The following is an 18,274-nucleotide window of genomic DNA, read 5'->3' as shown; positions in this document are numbered from 1 at the left end:
CGCATAGAAAGCTAGATGCTATTTACCAGTTTTCCGTTCTTATTATTATTCCTCATCACTTTTTTGGTATATTATCTGCCTTTTTTCAAAAAGTATCAGGTATCCGTATTGGTCGTATCCAGTTTGATTTTTTACGCATATGATCAGCCTTGGTTTACTTTATTGCTTTTGTTTTCGGCAAGTATCAATATATTGACGAGTTACTATGTCGTATATGGAAATGCTAAATACCGGAAACTTGTTGCTACAACAGGTATTGTCCTGAACTTAGCCGGTTTGGCATTTTTCAAATACAGTCCTTTAATATCACACAGTTTATTTTCTCCCGATAGTTCTATCGGGCATTTTCTGCTGATGATACCATTGCCGATCGGTATTTCGTTTTTTACATTTGAGGGAATCAGTCTTGTAATAGATGTCTGGAGAGATAAAAAGGAAGGAAAAACAGCATCATTCGTTACACCTTCGCCGGCGAGGCACGCACAACGGACATTATTCTTTATCTCTTTTTTCCCTCACCTGATAGCAGGTCCAATACTGAAAGCCCACGATTTTTATCCTCAAATTTCGGATAAAGCATTTAAAAATATAGCATGGGAAAATGCCTTTAAAACTCTCATTGTCGGATATTTTCTGAAAATGGTTGTTGCCGATAATCTCAAGAATTTTACATTTTGGATCAGTTACCCGTATTTCGAAGCGTATTCGACAGTAGACCTGTGTACTATGTTGTTTGGCTATTCGATACAGATATTTGCCGATTTTGCAGGCTATTCATTAATAGCGATAGGTTTAGCTAAATTGTTCGGATACGATTTTCAGACCAACTTCTATTTCCCCTATATATCAACCTCATTCAAAGAATTCTGGAAAAGGTGGCATATATCTTTGTCTACTTTTTTGATGCAATATCTGTATATTCCTTTGGGCGGGAACCGGAAAGGAAAATTCAGAACATACCTTAACCTCCTTTTAACAATGGTATTGGGTGGTCTATGGCATGGAGCGGCATGGAGTTATGCGACGTGGGGATTGTTCCATGGCGGAATGCTTGCTATAGAAAGGTTGATAAATGATAATGTAAAAATAAAGCTGCCTAAATCGGTATTGATAATCAAAGGTTTCTTTGTATTCATTATGGTAACCCTAGCCTGGTTGCTGTTCAAATTACCCGATTTCAGCCATGTAATTAAATATTTTCAGGCAATAGGTAATAATACAGCTGTTCAGAGTACCGTGAAGATAAATATGTACATCATACTATATTCTATTCCGGTTATAGTTTATCATTTGCTTTATTTATATAAAGACTCTAAAGTATGGAAAGCTGTTCGATCAAAAGAATTTGTTTTATATGCTATCCTTTTGTTCTTTATCATAACAAATAGCGGAACAAGCGGATCGTTTATTTATTTCCAATTCTAAGTAGGGCTACAAACCTATTTATATAGTAGCAGCAGACAGTTTTATTAGTATACCAAAGACTTCTTGTTGCTTAATTATCTTGAATATGGTAAAAAAAACATTGCTATTATTTTTTATACTTTTTGCGGCATATACACTCGTTGTAGTGTATGTTGCAGATCCTAACAGGTATATATCAGAACATCAATGGCAGGATAATCAGATCAAAACGCAGAGATATCTTTTTTCCGATACGGATTCGATAGAAGCTATCATTGTAGGGTCTTCACTTTGTGAGCGTTTATATATGAACCAATTACCTCATTTCTACAATCTGGGGTTGTTAGGTTTGAGTTCGGTTGATGGTTTGTTCACTGTAGTAGAGAAAGGTGTGTATCCTAAATATATCTTTGTTGAGATGAACCATATAGACAGATCTTTGAATGAAGAACTGAAAACTTCTATATCTAACCCGTTGATGACACCTTTGCGGCATTATATCCCTTCATTGAGAGACGGAAAACAACCGATGAGTTTTATCGCTATTCCTTATGGACAGAAAGCTACTGCTTATGGAGTGTATCTGTTGCAAACAGGGCTGGGGAAAATAACCGCATCTGATGAAAGAGGCAAGGATACTTTAGAACATGTGGATATGTTGTCAAAAATATTACCACAAGCTATAGAATATCATTCGAAGGTTCCCGAAAATTTAGAGAAAGATACACAAGCTTTAAGAAAGTATGTGGATGAGGTTATATTGCATGGATCGACTGTTGTTTTTTTCGAAATGCCGGTACAGTACCAACTCTGTGGGCTTAGCCGTGGAGCAGCCATCAGAGAGCAGATGTACAAAACATTTCCCCGGGACGAGTTCCATTATATAGATATGCCCGACTGTAACGATTATACGACCACAGACGGGGATCATCTGGATGCTCTTTCTGCTGAGAAATATACAAGGTATTTCCGTCAGGAAATAGATAGTATCAAGTCTCTAAATAAATAAGCTATCGGGCTTACTGTTCCTTATTCTTTTTTGGCTCAGCCACTTCTTCAATAATCGTATTCACATGGTAGTGAGGAGAACGGATTTCGATACCTGCGTCTCCGAATACGTCCTGAATGTTTTTCTTCAATTCCGAATATATGTGTGGCATCCTGTCCGCTTCACGAGTATATACATTCAATTGGTAGGATACGTAAAAATCATTAAGTGCTTCTTGCTGAATAAATGGTTTAGGCTTTTTCATTACCAGTTCGGTACGTTCGGCCACTTCTTTCAGCAATTCGTGCACTTTTGTCCATGGAACATCATATCCTATAGTTACAGAAGTATAAAGTATTAAACCGTATTCGCGGGCTGATTGCGAATAATTTACTGTTTTTGAATTCATTACAGTAGAATTCGGAATCGTAATCAACTCATTCTTAGGGGTTCTGACCCGCGTAACCAAAGCAGTTTTTTCGATTACATTACCTACACAGTCATCCATCTTTACCCTGTCCCCGATTCTGAACGGACGCATGTAAGTAATAACCAATCCGGCGATAAGGTTACCGATTACAGAGGTCGATCCTAAAGAGATAACTAAACCGGCAAATACCGAAACTCCTTGAAATACAGTAGAATCAGATTTGGGCAGGTAGGGAAATATCAGGATAAACATAAATATATACCATATCACGCAAACGATATTATAAGTAGGATATGCCCAGTCTGCATAAAATCCACGTATTGTTATTTTACTTTCCGCTACCTGCGCTGCAATAGACCGCATGAATTTCTGGGTATACCTGAATATTACAATGATTACTATTATTGTAAATAGATTAGGCAGAAAGCCGATAACACTGCGGGCAATCGATTTCAGAGGTATTACTACATATCCCCACAACTGGTCTGCCCATCCCATTGTCGAAGGGAATACCTTGAATAAAGCCCAAAGACCCCAGTAAAGCGAGAATATTATGATCAGGAAACGTAAAATTTTCAGGCAAAGAATAAGGAAGTATACTTCTTTATTGGCATCGATAAAGCCCATAAATCCCTTTAGCTTTTTTCCTCTTTGTAGCCATATTATAGCCCGTACACGCCTTGTTCCCTGCATAATAAGCCATATTACGAATACTTGCAGGGCTATAATAAGTATTGTATAACCTATCTGTATCGCAATACGTTTCAGGCTGGTTTCGTCCTTCCGTTTATGGATGGAGTTCACTATCTCATTCAAGTAATTTTGGGCCAATTCTGAACGTGTGGTTTTCAGGAAACTGGCCTGTAGTGTATCGACACTCATTATAATGTCTCCGTTATACACTATATTTATCAGCCCGTTCATATCCATAAGCTTTATCGAGTCGGCTTCGAAAAACGGATCATCTTCAAGCTTTAATATTCTTTCGTTGATAGCTTCGGCCCTTTGCTTCGGGGTAAAAGATCCGATATTACCGTATATAAAAAATAAAGTATCCCGGAATGGCACAACTGCTGCTTTACCCGGAGCTATTTGTGCTATTTGTGTTGTATCGACTTTTGCGACCTCCACTTTCTTTTTAGTCTTAGTGTTCTTTTTTTGAGAAAATGCGGGATTCAGGCTCAGAGCTAAAAAGCCTATCACACAGATAAAATAGAAATAATACGAATTCCCTTTATACATAAACTATCTATGATTTAAACTGAGCAAATATAATTATTAAATATTGGTAAAAACAATGGGGCAGGACTACAAATATTATTATTAACAAAAAATCGATACATTTAATCTGTTTATGGCGTTATTATAGTAGTATAACAATAACCCATTATATTTATCTATAGGTAATAGTTGTAAGACAAAGTAGCAAACATTCTGTCAAAACAATAAATAGGTATGAGACCTTAAGTCTAAAAACAAAAAATATCTACCTTTGTTATCTTATAATGGGAAAGAGCTAAAAAACTAGTTATGGATATGTTCAATTACAAAAGACGTCAATCGTCTGTTACTCGGATCGGAAATACACCTCTTGGGGGAGATAACCCCATCAGAATACAATCGATGACCAGCACTAATACAAATGATACGGAGAACAGTGTAGAACAGTCGATACGTATCATCGAAGCCGGTGGCGATTATGTAAGGCTTACGGCACAGGGAGTGCGAGAAGCAGATAATCTGAAGAATATAAAGGAAGAGATCAGAAAGAGAGGTTTTTCGACCCCTCTTATCGCTGATATACATTTCAACCCACGTGCTGCAGAGGCTGCCGCAAAATATGTAGAAAAAGTGCGCATCAATCCCGGTAATTTTGTGGATGGCGCAAAAACTTTTGACGGGAAAGAGTTAACCGAAGAGGAATACGCAGCAGAGATTAATAAAATACGGACAAAACTGACCTCGTTCCTCAATATTTGTAAAGAGCATAAAACGGCAGTACGTATCGGGGTGAATCACGGATCTTTATCCGACCGTATTCTTACCCGTTATGGAGATACTCCGGACGGAATGGTAGAGTCGTGCATGGAGTTTCTCCGTATATGTATCGAGCAGGATTTTACAGATATTGCTATTTCGATGAAGGCTTCAAATACTGTAGTGATGACCCGCGCAGTACGTCTTCTTGTAGAGAAGATGAATGAAGAAGGGTTGGCTTTCCCCTTACACTTAGGTGTTACTGAGGCCGGCGATGGCGAAGACGGACGGATTAAATCGGCAGTAGGTATAGGAGCTTTGCTTTCTGACGGAATTGGTGATACTATCCGTGTGTCTCTTAGCGAAGATCCCGAATATGAAGTACCCGTAGCTAAGAAGCTTGTTAATTATATTCAGGAAAGAGCTAACCATCCCGAAATAAAAGCAGCGGCTTTTGCCGGATTTTCTCCTTTCTCGGCACTACGTCGCGAGACTTACGCTGTAGGAAATATTGGAGGCGATAACTTACCTGTTGTTGTATCGGACAGGTCTAACGGAGACTTTGATCTGAATGTGCATTTCATGCCCGATTATATCTATATCGGCAAAAACCTGACTGAGCGTACACCGCGTGCAATCCCATTGATCATAGATGCTGATGCATGGAACGGCGAAAAAAATACATATCCGGTATTTAATAAAACGAATCTGGATAAGGCAGCCAACTCACCTGCCGATATTAAGTTTGTGGAATTAAGCTATCCGGACTTGACCGATAATGTAGTTTCTGTATTGAAATCGGATAAAAAACTGGTCGTTATTTTATCTACCGATCATAAAAACGGGGTAGGAGAGCAACGTGCATTTATCCATAAACTGATGAATAATCATTGTGATATTCCGGTTGTATTGCAACGGAAATATACCGAAAACGAACCGGAAGACTTGCAGATAAAAGCTGCCGCCGACTTAGGAGCAGTACTGCTTGATGGTTTTGGAAACGGGCTGATGCTGCAAAATACAGGAAGTATCGCATTGAAGAGCGTAGATGCTTACGCATACGGAATTCTGCAAGCATCGCGTGTCCGTACCAGTAAGACCGAATATATTTCGTGTCCCAGTTGTGGCCGTACCTTATTCGACCTGCAATCGACTGTTGCACGTGTAAAAGAATCGACTTCACACCTGAAACACCTTAAGATAGGGGTGATGGGCTGTATCGTTAATGGCCCCGGAGAGATGGCCGATGCCGACTATGGTTATGTAGGTGCGGAAAAAGGAAAAATCTCCCTTTATAAGAAACAAACGTGTATCGAAAAAAACATCCCTTCCGATCAGGCAGTCGAAAGGCTTGTGCAGTTGATTAAAGACAATGGAGACTGGAAAGATCCTGAATAATTGTCTTTTAAGAATGTTAAATTAACCGCAATGTATTGTATTTATTGAGAAAACAGACTTTTAGAGACCTTAATATTTTATAATACATTGTGTTAGTTAGATATAAAAAGTGTATTTTTGGCTCCAGAATATACTTTTCAGAATAATTAAAGGTTGGAAACCTTAACGTAACGTATTAATGAGATTCGGTAGTTTAGTACTCATCATATTACTCGGTTTAGGCTTTTCTTTGACCGTTCAGGCTCAATGGGATGCACAAATCAGTCAGTATTGGAGGACAAAAACTTTCTTTAATCCGTCTTTCGCCGGAGAAAAAGATTCCATACAGGCATCGGTTTTACATCGTATGCAATGGTTAGGAATTACCCACGCTCCCCGTACGTTCGTTATCAATGCCGACATGCCGATCCAGTTTCTGGGACGAAAGCATGGAGTAGGTGTATTAGTTACGACCGAATCTATAGGGTTATTCAAAAACATGTTTGTCGGAGGGCAATATGTATTCAAAAAAAGCTGGAAAAAAAATACACTGAATATCGGAGTACAGGTCGGTATGCTCAATATTGGGTTCGATGCCTCAAAGATACGTATTCCGGAGGGTATGACAGACTATGATCAGGATTTGCCTACGGCCGAAGCCGAAGGAAGGACTCTCGATGGGGGAGTCGGTATATCGTGGGTTACACCCAAGTATTATGTAGGTATATCGTCGACCCATTTGTTGCAGCCTACATTCGACTTGTATGACAATGCTGTAGCCGATATAAACAGGATTTATTATTTTACCGCAGGTTACAATCTGAAATTTCGCCGGTCGAAATACGAATTTCAGCCTTCGGTACTAATAAAATCCGATACAAAGGTGACACAATATGATGTTACAGCCCGGATTGTATACAATAAAGTGTTTAATGGGGGTGTGACTTGGAGAAAAGACGACGGTTTTGTACTTTTGCTCGGTATGAATATATACGGATTCGATGTCGGCTATGCATATGACCTCTCGACCTCCGAGATATCCAAAGCCAGTAGCGGTAGCCACGAGTTTGTAATACGTTATACCATGCCTATCAGGCTTAATAAAAAAGGACAAAACAGCCACAAAAGTGTACGCATACTTTAACGCTGAAGATATAATAAAAAGACCGGAGAAGGGTCTTAAAGAATGATTACATACGATACGTTATGATAAAGGGATCAGGATTCTCAATAAACTATATGAAGAAATCTTTTTTTGCTGCCATTTCAGCCCTGCTTCTACTCTCGTCGTGCGGAAAACCCGGAGGAGCGGGAGGCGTAGGAGGTGAGCTTGTTGGTGCAGGCGGGTCGTCATGGGCAGAACCGGCACCTTACGGAATGGTGCTTGTCTCTCGCGGACACATTGCTATGGGGCCTTCCGATAGCGATTCGTTGTGGGGGCAGACAGCTAATGCCAAAGGTATATCGGTAGATGCATTCTGGATGGATGATACCGAAATAACCAATTCCGAATATAAACAGTTTGTGTATTGGGTACGTGATTCTATTATCCGCGAACGCCTTGCCGATCCATCATTCGGTAACGATGAAACTTATAAAATTACCGAAGACCGTTATGGCGATCCGGTAAAGCCTTACCTGAACTGGAAGAAGGCGATTCCATGGAAACGTCCTGACGAATTTGCCGAAATGGCATTACTGAGTGTAACACATGTCAATCCTATCACAGGCCAGAGGGGAATTGATCCCGATCAGATGAATTTCAGATACGAATGGTTTGACCATACCGAGGCTGCTAAGCGCCATAACAGGCTGAATCCTGCCCAGCGGGTTCTGGACACAGATGTAATAGTGGATCCTAACCAGATGGTAATGATCTCGAAGGATACAGCTTATCTTGACGAGAACGGCAAGCCTGTAAATATGACTATCAACAGGCCGCTTAGTTCGTTATTCGATTTTGTAAATACTAAGATTGTAAATATATACCCCGATACAACAGTATGGGTAAACGATTTTAATAATGCTTATAATGAGCCGTATATGAGAATGTATTTTTCTCATGCCGGTTATAACGATTATCCAGTAGTAGGAGTAACATGGGAGCAGGCTTCCGCATTCTGTGAGTGGCGTACCATGTTTTACAAGATGGGAATGGGTAAAGGAGCAAGAGAAATCGAGCCTTACCGTTTACCGACCGAGGCCGAATGGGAATTTGCAGCACGTAGTGGTAAATCAGAAAATAAATACCCGTGGGATTCCGAAGGTACCCAGTCCGAAAAAGGATGTTTCCTTGCCAACTTCAAACCGGGTGAAGGTAACTATACTAAAGACGGTAACCTGATCACATCCCGAGTAGGGACTTATTCTCCTAATATTTTCGGGTTGTATGATATGGCAGGTAATGTTGCTGAATGGACATCCACCCAGTATACAGAAGCAGGAAGCAAAGAAATGAGTGACCTGAATCCTGAAAACAGATATAATGCAGCTATCGAAGATCCTTATGCTATAAAGAAAAAAGTAGTGAAGGGTGGTTCGTGGAAAGATGTCGGACGTTTTATCCGTGGCGATATGCGTGATGCCGAATACCAGAATCAACCACGTTCGTATATCGGTTTCAGATGTGTACGGACGCAGATCGGATTCTCTAAATCAAAAAAATAAGGTTGTAGACCTTTTATATAAATTACAGACCAGACAGTTATTCGATATACAACATGGGAAAGAAATATAGAAAATATAAAAACTTTGTTGAAAAATACTTAGCCAGTAATACAGGAAAGCGTTTTTTTAACATAGTATATAGCGTAGGTGCTGCGATCGTTATTTTGGGAGCACTTTTTAAGATATTACACTTATCTTATGGTAATCAGATGTTGATGATAGGTATGATTACAGAAGCTATTGTATTCTTACTATCGGCGTTCGAAAGTCCCGGTAAAGACTATAAGTGGGAAGAAGTGTATCCTGTTTTAGCAGAGAGCGCCGATTTTGTACCTAAAGCAGAAAGAGATACAGTCAGAGCTGCTTCTGCATCATCAGGTCCTGTGGTTCAGGTAGTAGGTGGCGGTAACAGTGCCGGAGTACAATCTACCGCAGGCGGTGGTTCGGTCAATACAAATGTTGGAACTGGTCCGGCTGTTAATACAAATGCCTCTGGTGCCGGTTCAGCGCAACAGGGTGCAACAGGCCCGATAATAGTTGGTGGCGGAATTATTGGCGGCGGTGGTTCTGTAAGCGGTGGTGGCGGAACTGTTAGTGGTGGTTCAACCGGTGGAGGATCAGTCGGAGGATCATCTGTAAGTGGCGGGGGATACGGTGGAACAATGAATTCCGCAAATGTAGTTGGAGCATCTGAAGAGTACGTAACACAACTCTCCCAGATGTCCGAGAATATGGAGAAGTTTGCAAAAGTCACAGAGTCGTTAGGTTCGATATCCGATTCTCTTCTGAAATCGTTCCAGACAATTATAGATAATTCAGCAGGTATTAGTTCCAATACGCAAGGCTATGTTAATCAGATAGAAGCTCTGAATCGTAATATAACAGGTCTGAATACGATTTATGAAATACAGCTCAAAGGCGTTAGCGGACAGATAAATACAATAGAACACATTAATGCCGGATTGGACCGTATCAAGAAATTGTATGACGGATCGTTGGCCGACAGTTCTATTTTCAAAAATGAAACGGAAAAGATGGCTCAGCAATTGGCGGAACTCAACCGGGTATATGCGCGTCTGTTGCAGGCAATGACCAGTAATATGAATATGGGAGGAGGCTTTACACCTCCGGCAGGAAATACTCCGCCGCAACCCTGATATTTATTATAAAATTTACTAAATATTCGTTCTATAAAAACAATATATGGCATCAAATAATCCAAGGTCACCAAGACAAAAAATGATAAACCTCATGTATCTGGTGTTTATCGCCATGATGGCCCTCAACGTATCGTCTGAGGTGCTGGATGGTTTTGACTTGGTCGAAGAGGGGTTAATACAGACAATAAAGAGTACTGAAGAACAAAATAATATCGTTATTGGCAGGATTGAGAATGTAAATGCTCAAAATCCGGTAAAGGCGGGTGAATTATACAGGCAAGCTGATAGTTTTGTCAAAGAATCCGACCGGTTGGTCAGCTATATTCAAGGTCTGAAACTACGGATTGTACAGGAAGCCGATGGCAAGGACGGTAAACTCGAACAGCTTGACCACAAGGAGGATCTGGATGCAGCATCTATTGTTATGCTGAAATCGAAAGAAACAGAAGGATCGAAGTTGAGGACAGCAATTAATAATTACCGGGACGATGCTATGAAACTGGTTGCCAATCCTTCGAAAAAGAAGATCATTAATGATAGGCTGAACACAAATGTGCCGAAGAAAGGAAAACTGGATAATAAGAATTGGGAAGAGACCCTCTTTGAGAAAATGCCGGCAGCGGCAGCAGTTACTCTACTGACCAAAATACAAAGCGATATACGTTCGGCTCAAGGTGAGGTTCTTACCGATCTATATGACAATATCGGGGCGAAAGACTTCAGGGTGAACCTGTTGGAAGCACAAGTTGTTCCCAATTCGGAGTTTGTGGTTGCCGGAGGTTCGTACGAAGGCCGTGTGGTAATATCGGCAATGGATACAACCAAGAATTTTACTTACAGCATTCCTTCTATCGATCCCGAAACAGGATATTTTAAAATAGCAGCCGGAGCTGTAGGCGTAAATAAAGTTTTTTCGGGAACGGTAAAACTGACTTCGCCCGATGGTACTCCGATAGAACGTTCATTTGAAAGCAAATATCATGTGGTTCCACGTACCACTACTATCCAGATGGACGAAGCGAATATGTTGTATGCCGGAGAAGAAAATAAGCTGACAATATCGGTTCCCGGTATGTCTAACGATCAGTTACGATCGACTATCTCGGCAGGTAGTATAACCAAATCGGAAGGAAAATGGGTAGCTACACCGCCTAAAGGATCGACTTCGGTAAAGATTTCAGTATATAACGGAGCTACGTTTGTCAGCGATCAGGAGTTCAGGGTACGCGAGTTACCCGACCCGGCTCCTTATATCGAATATAAAGATGCAGGAGGGGTAACCAGACGCTTCAAAGGTGGACGTATTGCAAAAACAGTTATAGTGAATGCTGATGGTATAAAAGCTTCGATTGACGACGGGTTACTCGACAGGCAGTTCACGGTAATAAGGTTCAGTACTGTATTTCTTGATGCGATGAACAATGCCATTCGTGAAGTCTCGGATGGGAGCAGGTTTACCGATAGGCAAAAAGCACAGATACGCCAGTTGGCTCGTGGAAAATCGTTCTTTATCACAGATATAAAAGTGAGCAGAGGTGGTAGCGAGCGTGATCTGAACTCTATAGAAGTAAGAATAAATTAAGGTCTGTAAGACCTCAATATACAATATATGATAATGAAAAGATTATTTCTGACAATCACTATAGCAATTTGCGGTTTGCTGACAGCGGTATCGGTTCAGGCTCAGGAAACATTGAGAGAACGTATTGCCCGCCGGCAGAATCAGCAATCGGCCGATCCTCAGCTTTCGGTAAGGGCACAGATTAAAAATCAATCTCAGACACAGGAGATAGGAAATGCTCCGTGGATGCGCGAAATTTACCGTTATCTCGATTTGAATAAAGAGAAAAATGCGGCACTCTATTATCCGGTTACTCCTATCGGTAGTAGGTCAAACCTCTTTACGCTGATATTTAATCAGTTGCTTGCTGGTAATCTGACTGTATATGAGTATAGGATTGACGGTGTGGAGATTTTTACCGACGAATATAAAAGGACTGCAAAAGATATATTAGACGGTTTCGAGATATTGTATAGGGAAGAGAACGGCAAATTTATAGTGGAAAATGTAGATATGCCAAGTAACGAAGTTCTGGGATATTACATAAAAGAAGCCTGGTATTTTGATAAGAACAATTCGGTAGTAGATGTAAAACCTTTGGCTATATGTCCTGTAATGTTCCGTCAGGATGATTTCGGGGATGGAAGTACCCGTTACCCTATGTTCTGGGTTCCGTACGAAAATATACGTCCGTATGCAGCCCGTATGCCTATTATGACATCGAGTTTGAATAATGCGTCTACACAGACTATCAACGATTTCTTTGTCAAGCATAATTTTGAGGGCGAGATATATAAAGCAACCAACGTTAGGGATATGTCTTTAGCACAGTTGTTCCCGGATGTTGCAGAACGTAAAAAAGAAGAAAAGAAAATAGAATCGCAACTGAAACAATTCAATGACAGTTTGTGGGTCGTGAATGATTCTATCATTGCCGCCCGGGCAATGGCGACAGCTAATAATAAGAAGGGCAAGTCGAAAAAAGCGACAACAGGAAACGCTTCTAATAGCGGAGGAAGTGTAGAAACTCCTAATCGTGCTGCTGTTCAAAAAGAAGCGCAACAACAAAAATCATCGCCTACCCGTAGTATGCGTAACAGAAATAGAAATTAATGAAAAGGCCTAAAAAACTGATATTTTCAACCAATAACGAACACAAACTGGAAGAGGTAAGAGGTATTCTCGAACCTTATTACCAGATATTGAGTCTGAAAGATATAGGTGATGATACCGACATACCCGAAACAGGCGATACTCTCGAAGATAATGCGATGATAAAGGCCGATTATCTGTGGAATACTTACCATCTTAATTGTTTTGCAGATGATACAGGCTTAGAGGTCGAAGCTTTGGATAATGCTCCCGGAGTGTATTCGGCGCGTTATGCAGGAGAACAAAAGAACTCCGCTGATAATGTAGATAAGCTGTTGAAGGAACTTGAAGGGAAAGAAAACCGGAAGGCACGTTTCAGAACGGTTATTGCTTTGATTCTGGATGGTAAACGCTACATATTTGAAGGTAAGATAGAAGGTGCAATAATTGAATCGCCAAGAGGAACTTCAGGCTTCGGATACGATCCTATTTTTATGCCTGATGGATATGATAAAACATTTGCGGAACTGACTCTGGCTGATAAAAATGAAATAAGCCATCGGGCGAGAGCTGTACAGCAGTTAGCCCTGTTTTTGAGGAAATAACTTCTCAAAACCGGAAAAAAAACAATACTAAAAAAACAACACATACTAAGCAAGGCTTACCATGTTCAAATGGAAAGATTTCTTCTATTTTTCTAAAGGAGACAAAATTGGCATTATTCTATTGCTGATACTCATAGCCGTTTCCGGTATATTTTATGTAGCACTCCATAAATTTGTTCCTCCGGATGATTCTTATATTGTAGAAACTGAGCAGATAGAAAAAGATTTTGTTCAATTTGAACAGCAGCTGGAAGTAATTCCTGCAATAACTGATGATGAAAACGAGGAAGACGCAGCACCCATTAAAACTAAAACACCTAAAGCTAAACTTACCAAGTTGCAGGACGGGCAAACTATTGATATTAATGCCGTATCAGCTAAAACCCTTACGCGTATACCGGGTATCGGAGATACTTTTGCAGAGCGAATAATCGAATACCGGAATGCTTTGGGTGGTTTTGTTCAGCTCGAGCAATTGAGGGAGATTAAAGGTATCACAATGAATAAATATAGCCAAATATTACCTTATATTGTTTTAAAGAAGAAACATAAAATGTTCAATATAAATGCCTCCGAACTATCACATCCTTATCTAAATGAAGAACAAGTTAAGGCTATTAAAACAATTCATTCACTAGATGAACTTACCAATAATGAGCATTTTACGATTAAAGATGTGGAACGGTTGAGGCCATACCTTGATCTTAAATAGAAATCAAAGTCTTTTTATGTTCTTATTTCGAAACTTTACTCCGTAAGTATATATATCGAGTTGTCATGATAAGTAATAGCATCAGGGATATTGATGAAATTATCAGTAGTACTTTCGTTAAGAACAAGACATAATATCCGGCATTTTCGGTAAGCCTGTATTTTTGAATAGAGGTTATTCGTTCATTATTTATCGTTTGTCCATAGGTTTTTATAATTTTTAAATTGGGATTATTCTTTGTTAATTTCAGTTTGGAGAGGAGGTACCTTTCAGGGTATATTCTGTAGTTATTTGAATCGAGTTGATATGTAACAATTTCGTTCGGCACATAAAATTCTATAGTATCACCGGTCTTTATTTCGAATGGAGATCGCTTATTCTCATAGATATAGTTAAAAAGAAGTTGATCAATCGAAATATTATTATATTGTGTTTTTATCCCGTAAATAATAGGATCGTCTTTTAGTTTGAAGTTATTGTAAGTTGTCATATTAAGGTGCCCGTTTCTACTGAAGCCCGAAAGGGATATGTCTTCTGCTTCTTCAACAATACCTTTTTTGTAATTCATATGGTCGGTTTTTAAGCTTGTTGCTACCAATAATATTGCAAAAGGCATACATAATAAAATGGCTGATACAGAGAACCAAAGTATCCATAGACGAATAAGCCCTACGCTTGCTGTAACATTTTTTCCTACTATTTGTAAAAGATAGTTTAGAAGAATATCAAATTGAAAGAAAGATGACGGCTTTATTTTTTTAATATGCATTATATGGTATATATTGAACTAATACACAAGTTACATAAATATATTAATTACTCTGACGAAATATCTTCATATCCTGGGCCGGATTGCTGGTTATAACAAAAGAAGCTGCCTAATCAGACAGCTTCTTCTCAATATATTGTTTTTTTCGTTACGAATATTTAGGTTTACGACCGCCTTTACGGTGTTCCTTTTTTCCTGAGTCGGAGAAAGAATTGCGCTCACCTCTATCTCTGTCGCTTCCTCCACGGCGACTACCGCCACCACCATTACCTCCGTAAGATGGTCTGCGTTCGCGACGTTCTGCGACAGCACCTCCTTGAGCTACTTCGACAGAAATACGGCGTCCGTTTTCTTCCTGACCTTTCAGGCTGCTGATCACTTTCTGTGCATCGCCTTCGGGTACCTCGAAGAATGAGAAGTTCTGCATCAAGTCGATACGTCCGATACGTACTTTTCCGGGAACGAAATCATTGATAAGTCCCATCAACGTTGCAGGATTTACATTATCAGTACGTCCTATGTTGATAAACAGGCGCGAATAACCTTTTTCGGCACTGCGTGAACCTCCTGCACCTCTCGATTCGAAACGGTCTCTGCTGTTGCGTGCACCACCTTTGTCTTCGCGGGAATACCTGTCGGAAGGAGTTTCGATCTCTTCAGCATCACGGTAATAATCGATCAGACGGTTAAATTCGAGAGATACTACACGCTTGATAATATCTTCTTTCTCCAACCATTCCAAACGACGGTATACTGAAGGCAGAAGGCGTGCGATTTCGTCTTCGTTTACTTTTACCTTTTCAATCTTATCGGCAAAGGCGAACAATTGTTTTTCGCAAATATCATCTCCCGAAGGGATGGTCGATTGCTCGAACTTCTTGTTCATTATTTTTTCTATCTCACGTATTTTTCCTTTTTCTTTCACGTGGGCGATAGCAATAGATACACCTGTTTTTCCGGCGCGGCCTGTACGTCCGCTACGGTGGTTATACGATTCGATATCGTCAGGCAATCCGTAATGTATTACGTGAGTAAGGCTGTCTACATCCAATCCACGTGCGGCAACGTCTGTTGCTACCAGTAATTGCAGGTTTCGTACACGGAATTTCTGCATTACATAGTCACGTTGAGCCTGAGAGAGGTCACCGTGAAGTGAATCTGCATTGTAACCGTCCTGGATTAATTTATCGGCAATTTCCTGAGTTTCGCGGCGTGTGCGGCAGAAAATGATACCGTATATATTAGGGTAGTAGTCGGCAATACGTTTCAGTGCCAGATATTTATCGCGTGCATGTACCATATAGTAAACATGCTTTACGTTATTAGAGCCCTCATTTTTACGCCCGATTGTAATCTCTTTGGGTGCTTCCATGTATTTCTTTGTGATCTTGGCGATCTCTTTAGGCATGGTTGCCGAGAATAACAACATTGAACGGTCTTGAGGAACTTTCGAAAGGATTTCATCGATACTTTCGGTGAATCCCATGTTCAACATTTCGTCTGCTTCATCCAGAACCACGTATTTTACGTTTTCCAGTTGAACTGTTTTGCGATTGATAAGGTCGATCAAACGTCCCGGTGTAGCAACGATTATTTGTACACCACGTTTCAATGCTTTGATCTGGCTTTCGATACTCGACCCTCCGTATACGGGAAGTACTTTCAGGTGGTCTATATATTTCGAATAGTCAGCTAAATCTCCTGCTATCTGCAAACAAAGCTCACGGGTAGGAGCGAGTATTAAGGCTTGTGGTACATTATGTTTTACATCTACTTGTTGTAATAATGGTAGTCCGAATGCAGCGGTTTTTCCTGTTCCTGTTTGTGCCAGAGCTATAACATCTCTGATTTGATCTAATAAATAAGGAATTACTTCCTCTTGTACGGGCATCGGGTTTTCGTAACCCATTTCTTCTATTGCTCTTCTGATTTCGGGAGCAACACCTAATTCTTCAAATGTCTTCATTAAAAATTTAAAAGATTTTCCTTTGGAAACAATCTTCCTGTACTTCTCTCCACCTCACATATATAATAATACACGACTAAGAAACCAGAGAAATCGATTCCAATGTTATTTATATTCCTTCAACAAGGAAAGTCCTCAACCCTCAACGGCTGCCAAATCTCCTGTTTTAATTGTTCTTATGGAATATAAGACTCTTAGCCCCTTTACCTTTGGTGATAGATAACACTATTTGTTCAGATTCTCTTTGTAGAAAATATATAGAATCTTAATTCTTATAAAAACTGGCGCAAAGATAGTGATTTCTTTTGGATTATGCAATATTCAATATTAGACAGGATAACAAAATAGTCAATTGTTTTTACATAATGTTTTTTGATTTATTAGTATGCTGGATGTGGATGTGCATCTCCTAATATTTTAAAGTACATAACTATCCTGAACTATTAAAATTCGGATTGATTAAAAAGCCTTAATGCCTGAAAATAATTATCAAGTAATCCATAGAAAGTTATTTTCCTGCCAGAGGAAGGATAGAAAATAAGTTTAACTATACAACGAAAGTCGAAAAAACAGCAGATTAAAATGAGTGATGACCTACTGTTTTTCTATAACAAAGACTCTTTATTTTCTCGAAATACGAGATGTGTTGCTATTGGGTATATCGTTACTGATATTCCCAACATTCTTACATTTCGGATATTGTCATTGTATTCAAGGTTGGATCGGTACCCATTTTTAAGCCGCCGGAATTTACATTCTGAAATATCAATACAAATATTCTTTGGTTTTTCTGCATTGGAAAGAAGCCTTTACAGCTGTTGGTCAACTGGATACCAGATGTCGTAGTCATGTAAGAATTTATACATTTAACAATAGAGAAAGCATTATCGTCTGGTGTTTGATTTACTCCCGCTAGCTGAATTTCGAATGTTCGGCCATTGGCTTCTACTAACGTATTTTCGTCTGAAACGATGGACAAGGAAACCGAATAAATTCCGTCGCGTGGCGCTGTAAATATACCCGAAGTCTGGCTGAAACTGCTATCAGTATCGATAAGTTTTGTCCAGTTTTCCAGACGGCGCCCTGCGGCATTGGCCGAGCCGGAGGTAATTATCTTTCCATCACTGTTCTGTACGACAACAAAGGCTTTGTTGGCATGTGTTTGCAAAGTGAACCATACCGTACCATCCGAATATTCGATATTTTTATTTGCGCCGTTAGTGTGGTATCTTATGGCTCCTGCTTTGGCCGCAGAAGCCGAAAGGTCGGTGTCTCCGATTCCTAAAGCATTATCAGTAGGAAATTTAACAGACCTGAGATCCAGTTTTACTAAAGGATCAGTAGTTCCGAAACCAATATATCCATTGTCATTTATGGTAAAGAGATTAGCATTATCACTGTCTGTAACTTTAAATCCGGTAGTTGCAGCCGAGTTTCCGTGTGTTTTGATTTTCAGTGCTGTATTTGTTTCCGGATCGGTATTGATACTTATTTGCGAATACGTTTTAGTCGAAATAAGGAGAACGAGCAGGAGGTATATATATATTATTTTATAATTATTCATGT

Annotated in this window: 14 protein-coding genes; 10 read left to right on the top strand and 4 right to left on the bottom strand. The window is 39.8% G+C overall.

The window, feature by feature from the left end:
• The first annotated feature begins 15 nt into the window (after positions 1 to 15).
• Entirely contained in the window at positions 16 to 1,425 is a 1,410-nt protein-coding gene (locus tag BUC12_RS11075; protein ID WP_062183871.1) for an MBOAT family O-acyltransferase, read from the top strand.
• Positions 1,426 to 1,510: 85 nt separating this feature from the next.
• A complete protein-coding gene (locus BUC12_RS11070) occupies positions 1,511 to 2,413 on the top strand; it encodes a hypothetical protein (RefSeq protein ID WP_062183874.1) in 903 nt (300 codons plus the stop codon).
• Between the two features lie 10 nt (positions 2,414 to 2,423).
• Here BUC12_RS11070 and BUC12_RS11065 read toward each other — a convergent pair whose 3' ends face one another.
• The gene (locus BUC12_RS11065; protein WP_062183877.1) at positions 2,424 to 4,064 is read right to left on the bottom strand and encodes a mechanosensitive ion channel family protein; all 1,641 of its coding nucleotides are present in this window, start codon (positions 4,062 to 4,064) and stop codon (positions 2,424 to 2,426) included.
• 288 nt (positions 4,065 to 4,352) lie between these two features.
• On the opposite strand from BUC12_RS11065, the gene BUC12_RS11060 reads away from it, so the two are divergent.
• From BUC12_RS11060 to BUC12_RS11025, 8 genes are all read left to right on the top strand, one after another.
• Positions 4,353 to 6,197 (top strand): 4-hydroxy-3-methylbut-2-en-1-yl diphosphate synthase, encoded by a 1,845-nt coding sequence (locus BUC12_RS11060; RefSeq protein ID WP_062183880.1) that lies wholly within the window; start codon positions 4,353 to 4,355, stop codon positions 6,195 to 6,197.
• Positions 6,198 to 6,375: 178 nt separating this feature from the next.
• Positions 6,376 to 7,320, top strand: coding sequence for a PorP/SprF family type IX secretion system membrane protein (locus BUC12_RS11055; RefSeq protein ID WP_062183883.1), 945 nt, complete (start codon positions 6,376 to 6,378; stop codon positions 7,318 to 7,320).
• Positions 7,321 to 7,415: 95 nt separating this feature from the next.
• On the top strand, positions 7,416 to 8,843 hold the full coding sequence (gene porK, locus BUC12_RS11050) for a T9SS ring complex lipoprotein PorK/GldK (RefSeq protein ID WP_062183921.1): 1,428 nt from the start codon (positions 7,416 to 7,418) through the stop codon (positions 8,841 to 8,843).
• Between the two features lie 53 nt (positions 8,844 to 8,896).
• Positions 8,897 to 10,000 carry a type IX secretion system motor protein PorL/GldL gene (gene porL, locus BUC12_RS11045; protein ID WP_062183887.1) on the top strand — a complete coding sequence of 368 codons (1,104 nt, stop codon included), beginning with the start codon at positions 8,897 to 8,899 and terminating at the stop codon, positions 9,998 to 10,000.
• Between the two features lie 46 nt (positions 10,001 to 10,046).
• Positions 10,047 to 11,585: a type IX secretion system motor protein PorM/GldM gene (porM, locus tag BUC12_RS11040; protein ID WP_070808630.1), complete on the top strand. Its 1,539-nt coding sequence runs from the start codon at positions 10,047 to 10,049 to the stop codon at positions 11,583 to 11,585.
• 33 nt (positions 11,586 to 11,618) lie between these two features.
• Positions 11,619 to 12,677, top strand: coding sequence for a type IX secretion system ring subunit PorN/GldN (porN, locus tag BUC12_RS11035; RefSeq protein ID WP_070808631.1), 1,059 nt, complete (start codon positions 11,619 to 11,621; stop codon positions 12,675 to 12,677).
• Positions 12,677 to 13,261 carry a non-canonical purine NTP diphosphatase gene (locus tag BUC12_RS11030; RefSeq protein WP_062183897.1) on the top strand — a complete coding sequence of 195 codons (585 nt, stop codon included), beginning with the start codon at positions 12,677 to 12,679 and terminating at the stop codon, positions 13,259 to 13,261. The genes porN and BUC12_RS11030 overlap by 1 nt, the downstream gene beginning before the upstream one ends.
• Before the next feature lie 61 nt (positions 13,262 to 13,322).
• The gene (locus BUC12_RS11025; RefSeq protein ID WP_062183900.1) at positions 13,323 to 13,973 is read left to right on the top strand and encodes a ComEA family DNA-binding protein; all 651 of its coding nucleotides are present in this window, start codon (positions 13,323 to 13,325) and stop codon (positions 13,971 to 13,973) included.
• Between the two features lie 22 nt (positions 13,974 to 13,995).
• Here BUC12_RS11025 and BUC12_RS11020 read toward each other — a convergent pair whose 3' ends face one another.
• From BUC12_RS11020 to BUC12_RS11010, 3 genes are all read right to left on the bottom strand, one after another.
• Positions 13,996 to 14,742: a hypothetical protein gene (locus BUC12_RS11020; RefSeq protein ID WP_062183903.1), complete on the bottom strand. Its 747-nt coding sequence runs from the start codon at positions 14,740 to 14,742 to the stop codon at positions 13,996 to 13,998.
• A 148-nt stretch (positions 14,743 to 14,890) separates the two neighbouring features.
• Positions 14,891 to 16,708 (bottom strand): DEAD/DEAH box helicase, encoded by a 1,818-nt coding sequence (locus tag BUC12_RS11015; RefSeq protein ID WP_062183906.1) that lies wholly within the window; start codon positions 16,706 to 16,708, stop codon positions 14,891 to 14,893.
• A 685-nt stretch (positions 16,709 to 17,393) separates the two neighbouring features.
• Entirely contained in the window at positions 17,394 to 18,272 is an 879-nt protein-coding gene (locus BUC12_RS11010; protein WP_062183909.1) for a hypothetical protein, read from the bottom strand.
• Positions 18,273 to 18,274: the final 2 nt, after the last annotated feature.

Source organism: Indolivaga macrotermitis (assembly GCF_900128985.1).
Taxonomy (GTDB): domain Bacteria; phylum Bacteroidota; class Bacteroidia; order Bacteroidales; family Dysgonomonadaceae; genus Dysgonomonas_A; species Dysgonomonas_A macrotermitis.
The sequence above is the reverse complement of the archived record's forward strand: the minus strand, read 5'-3'. Positions and strand labels throughout refer to the sequence as shown.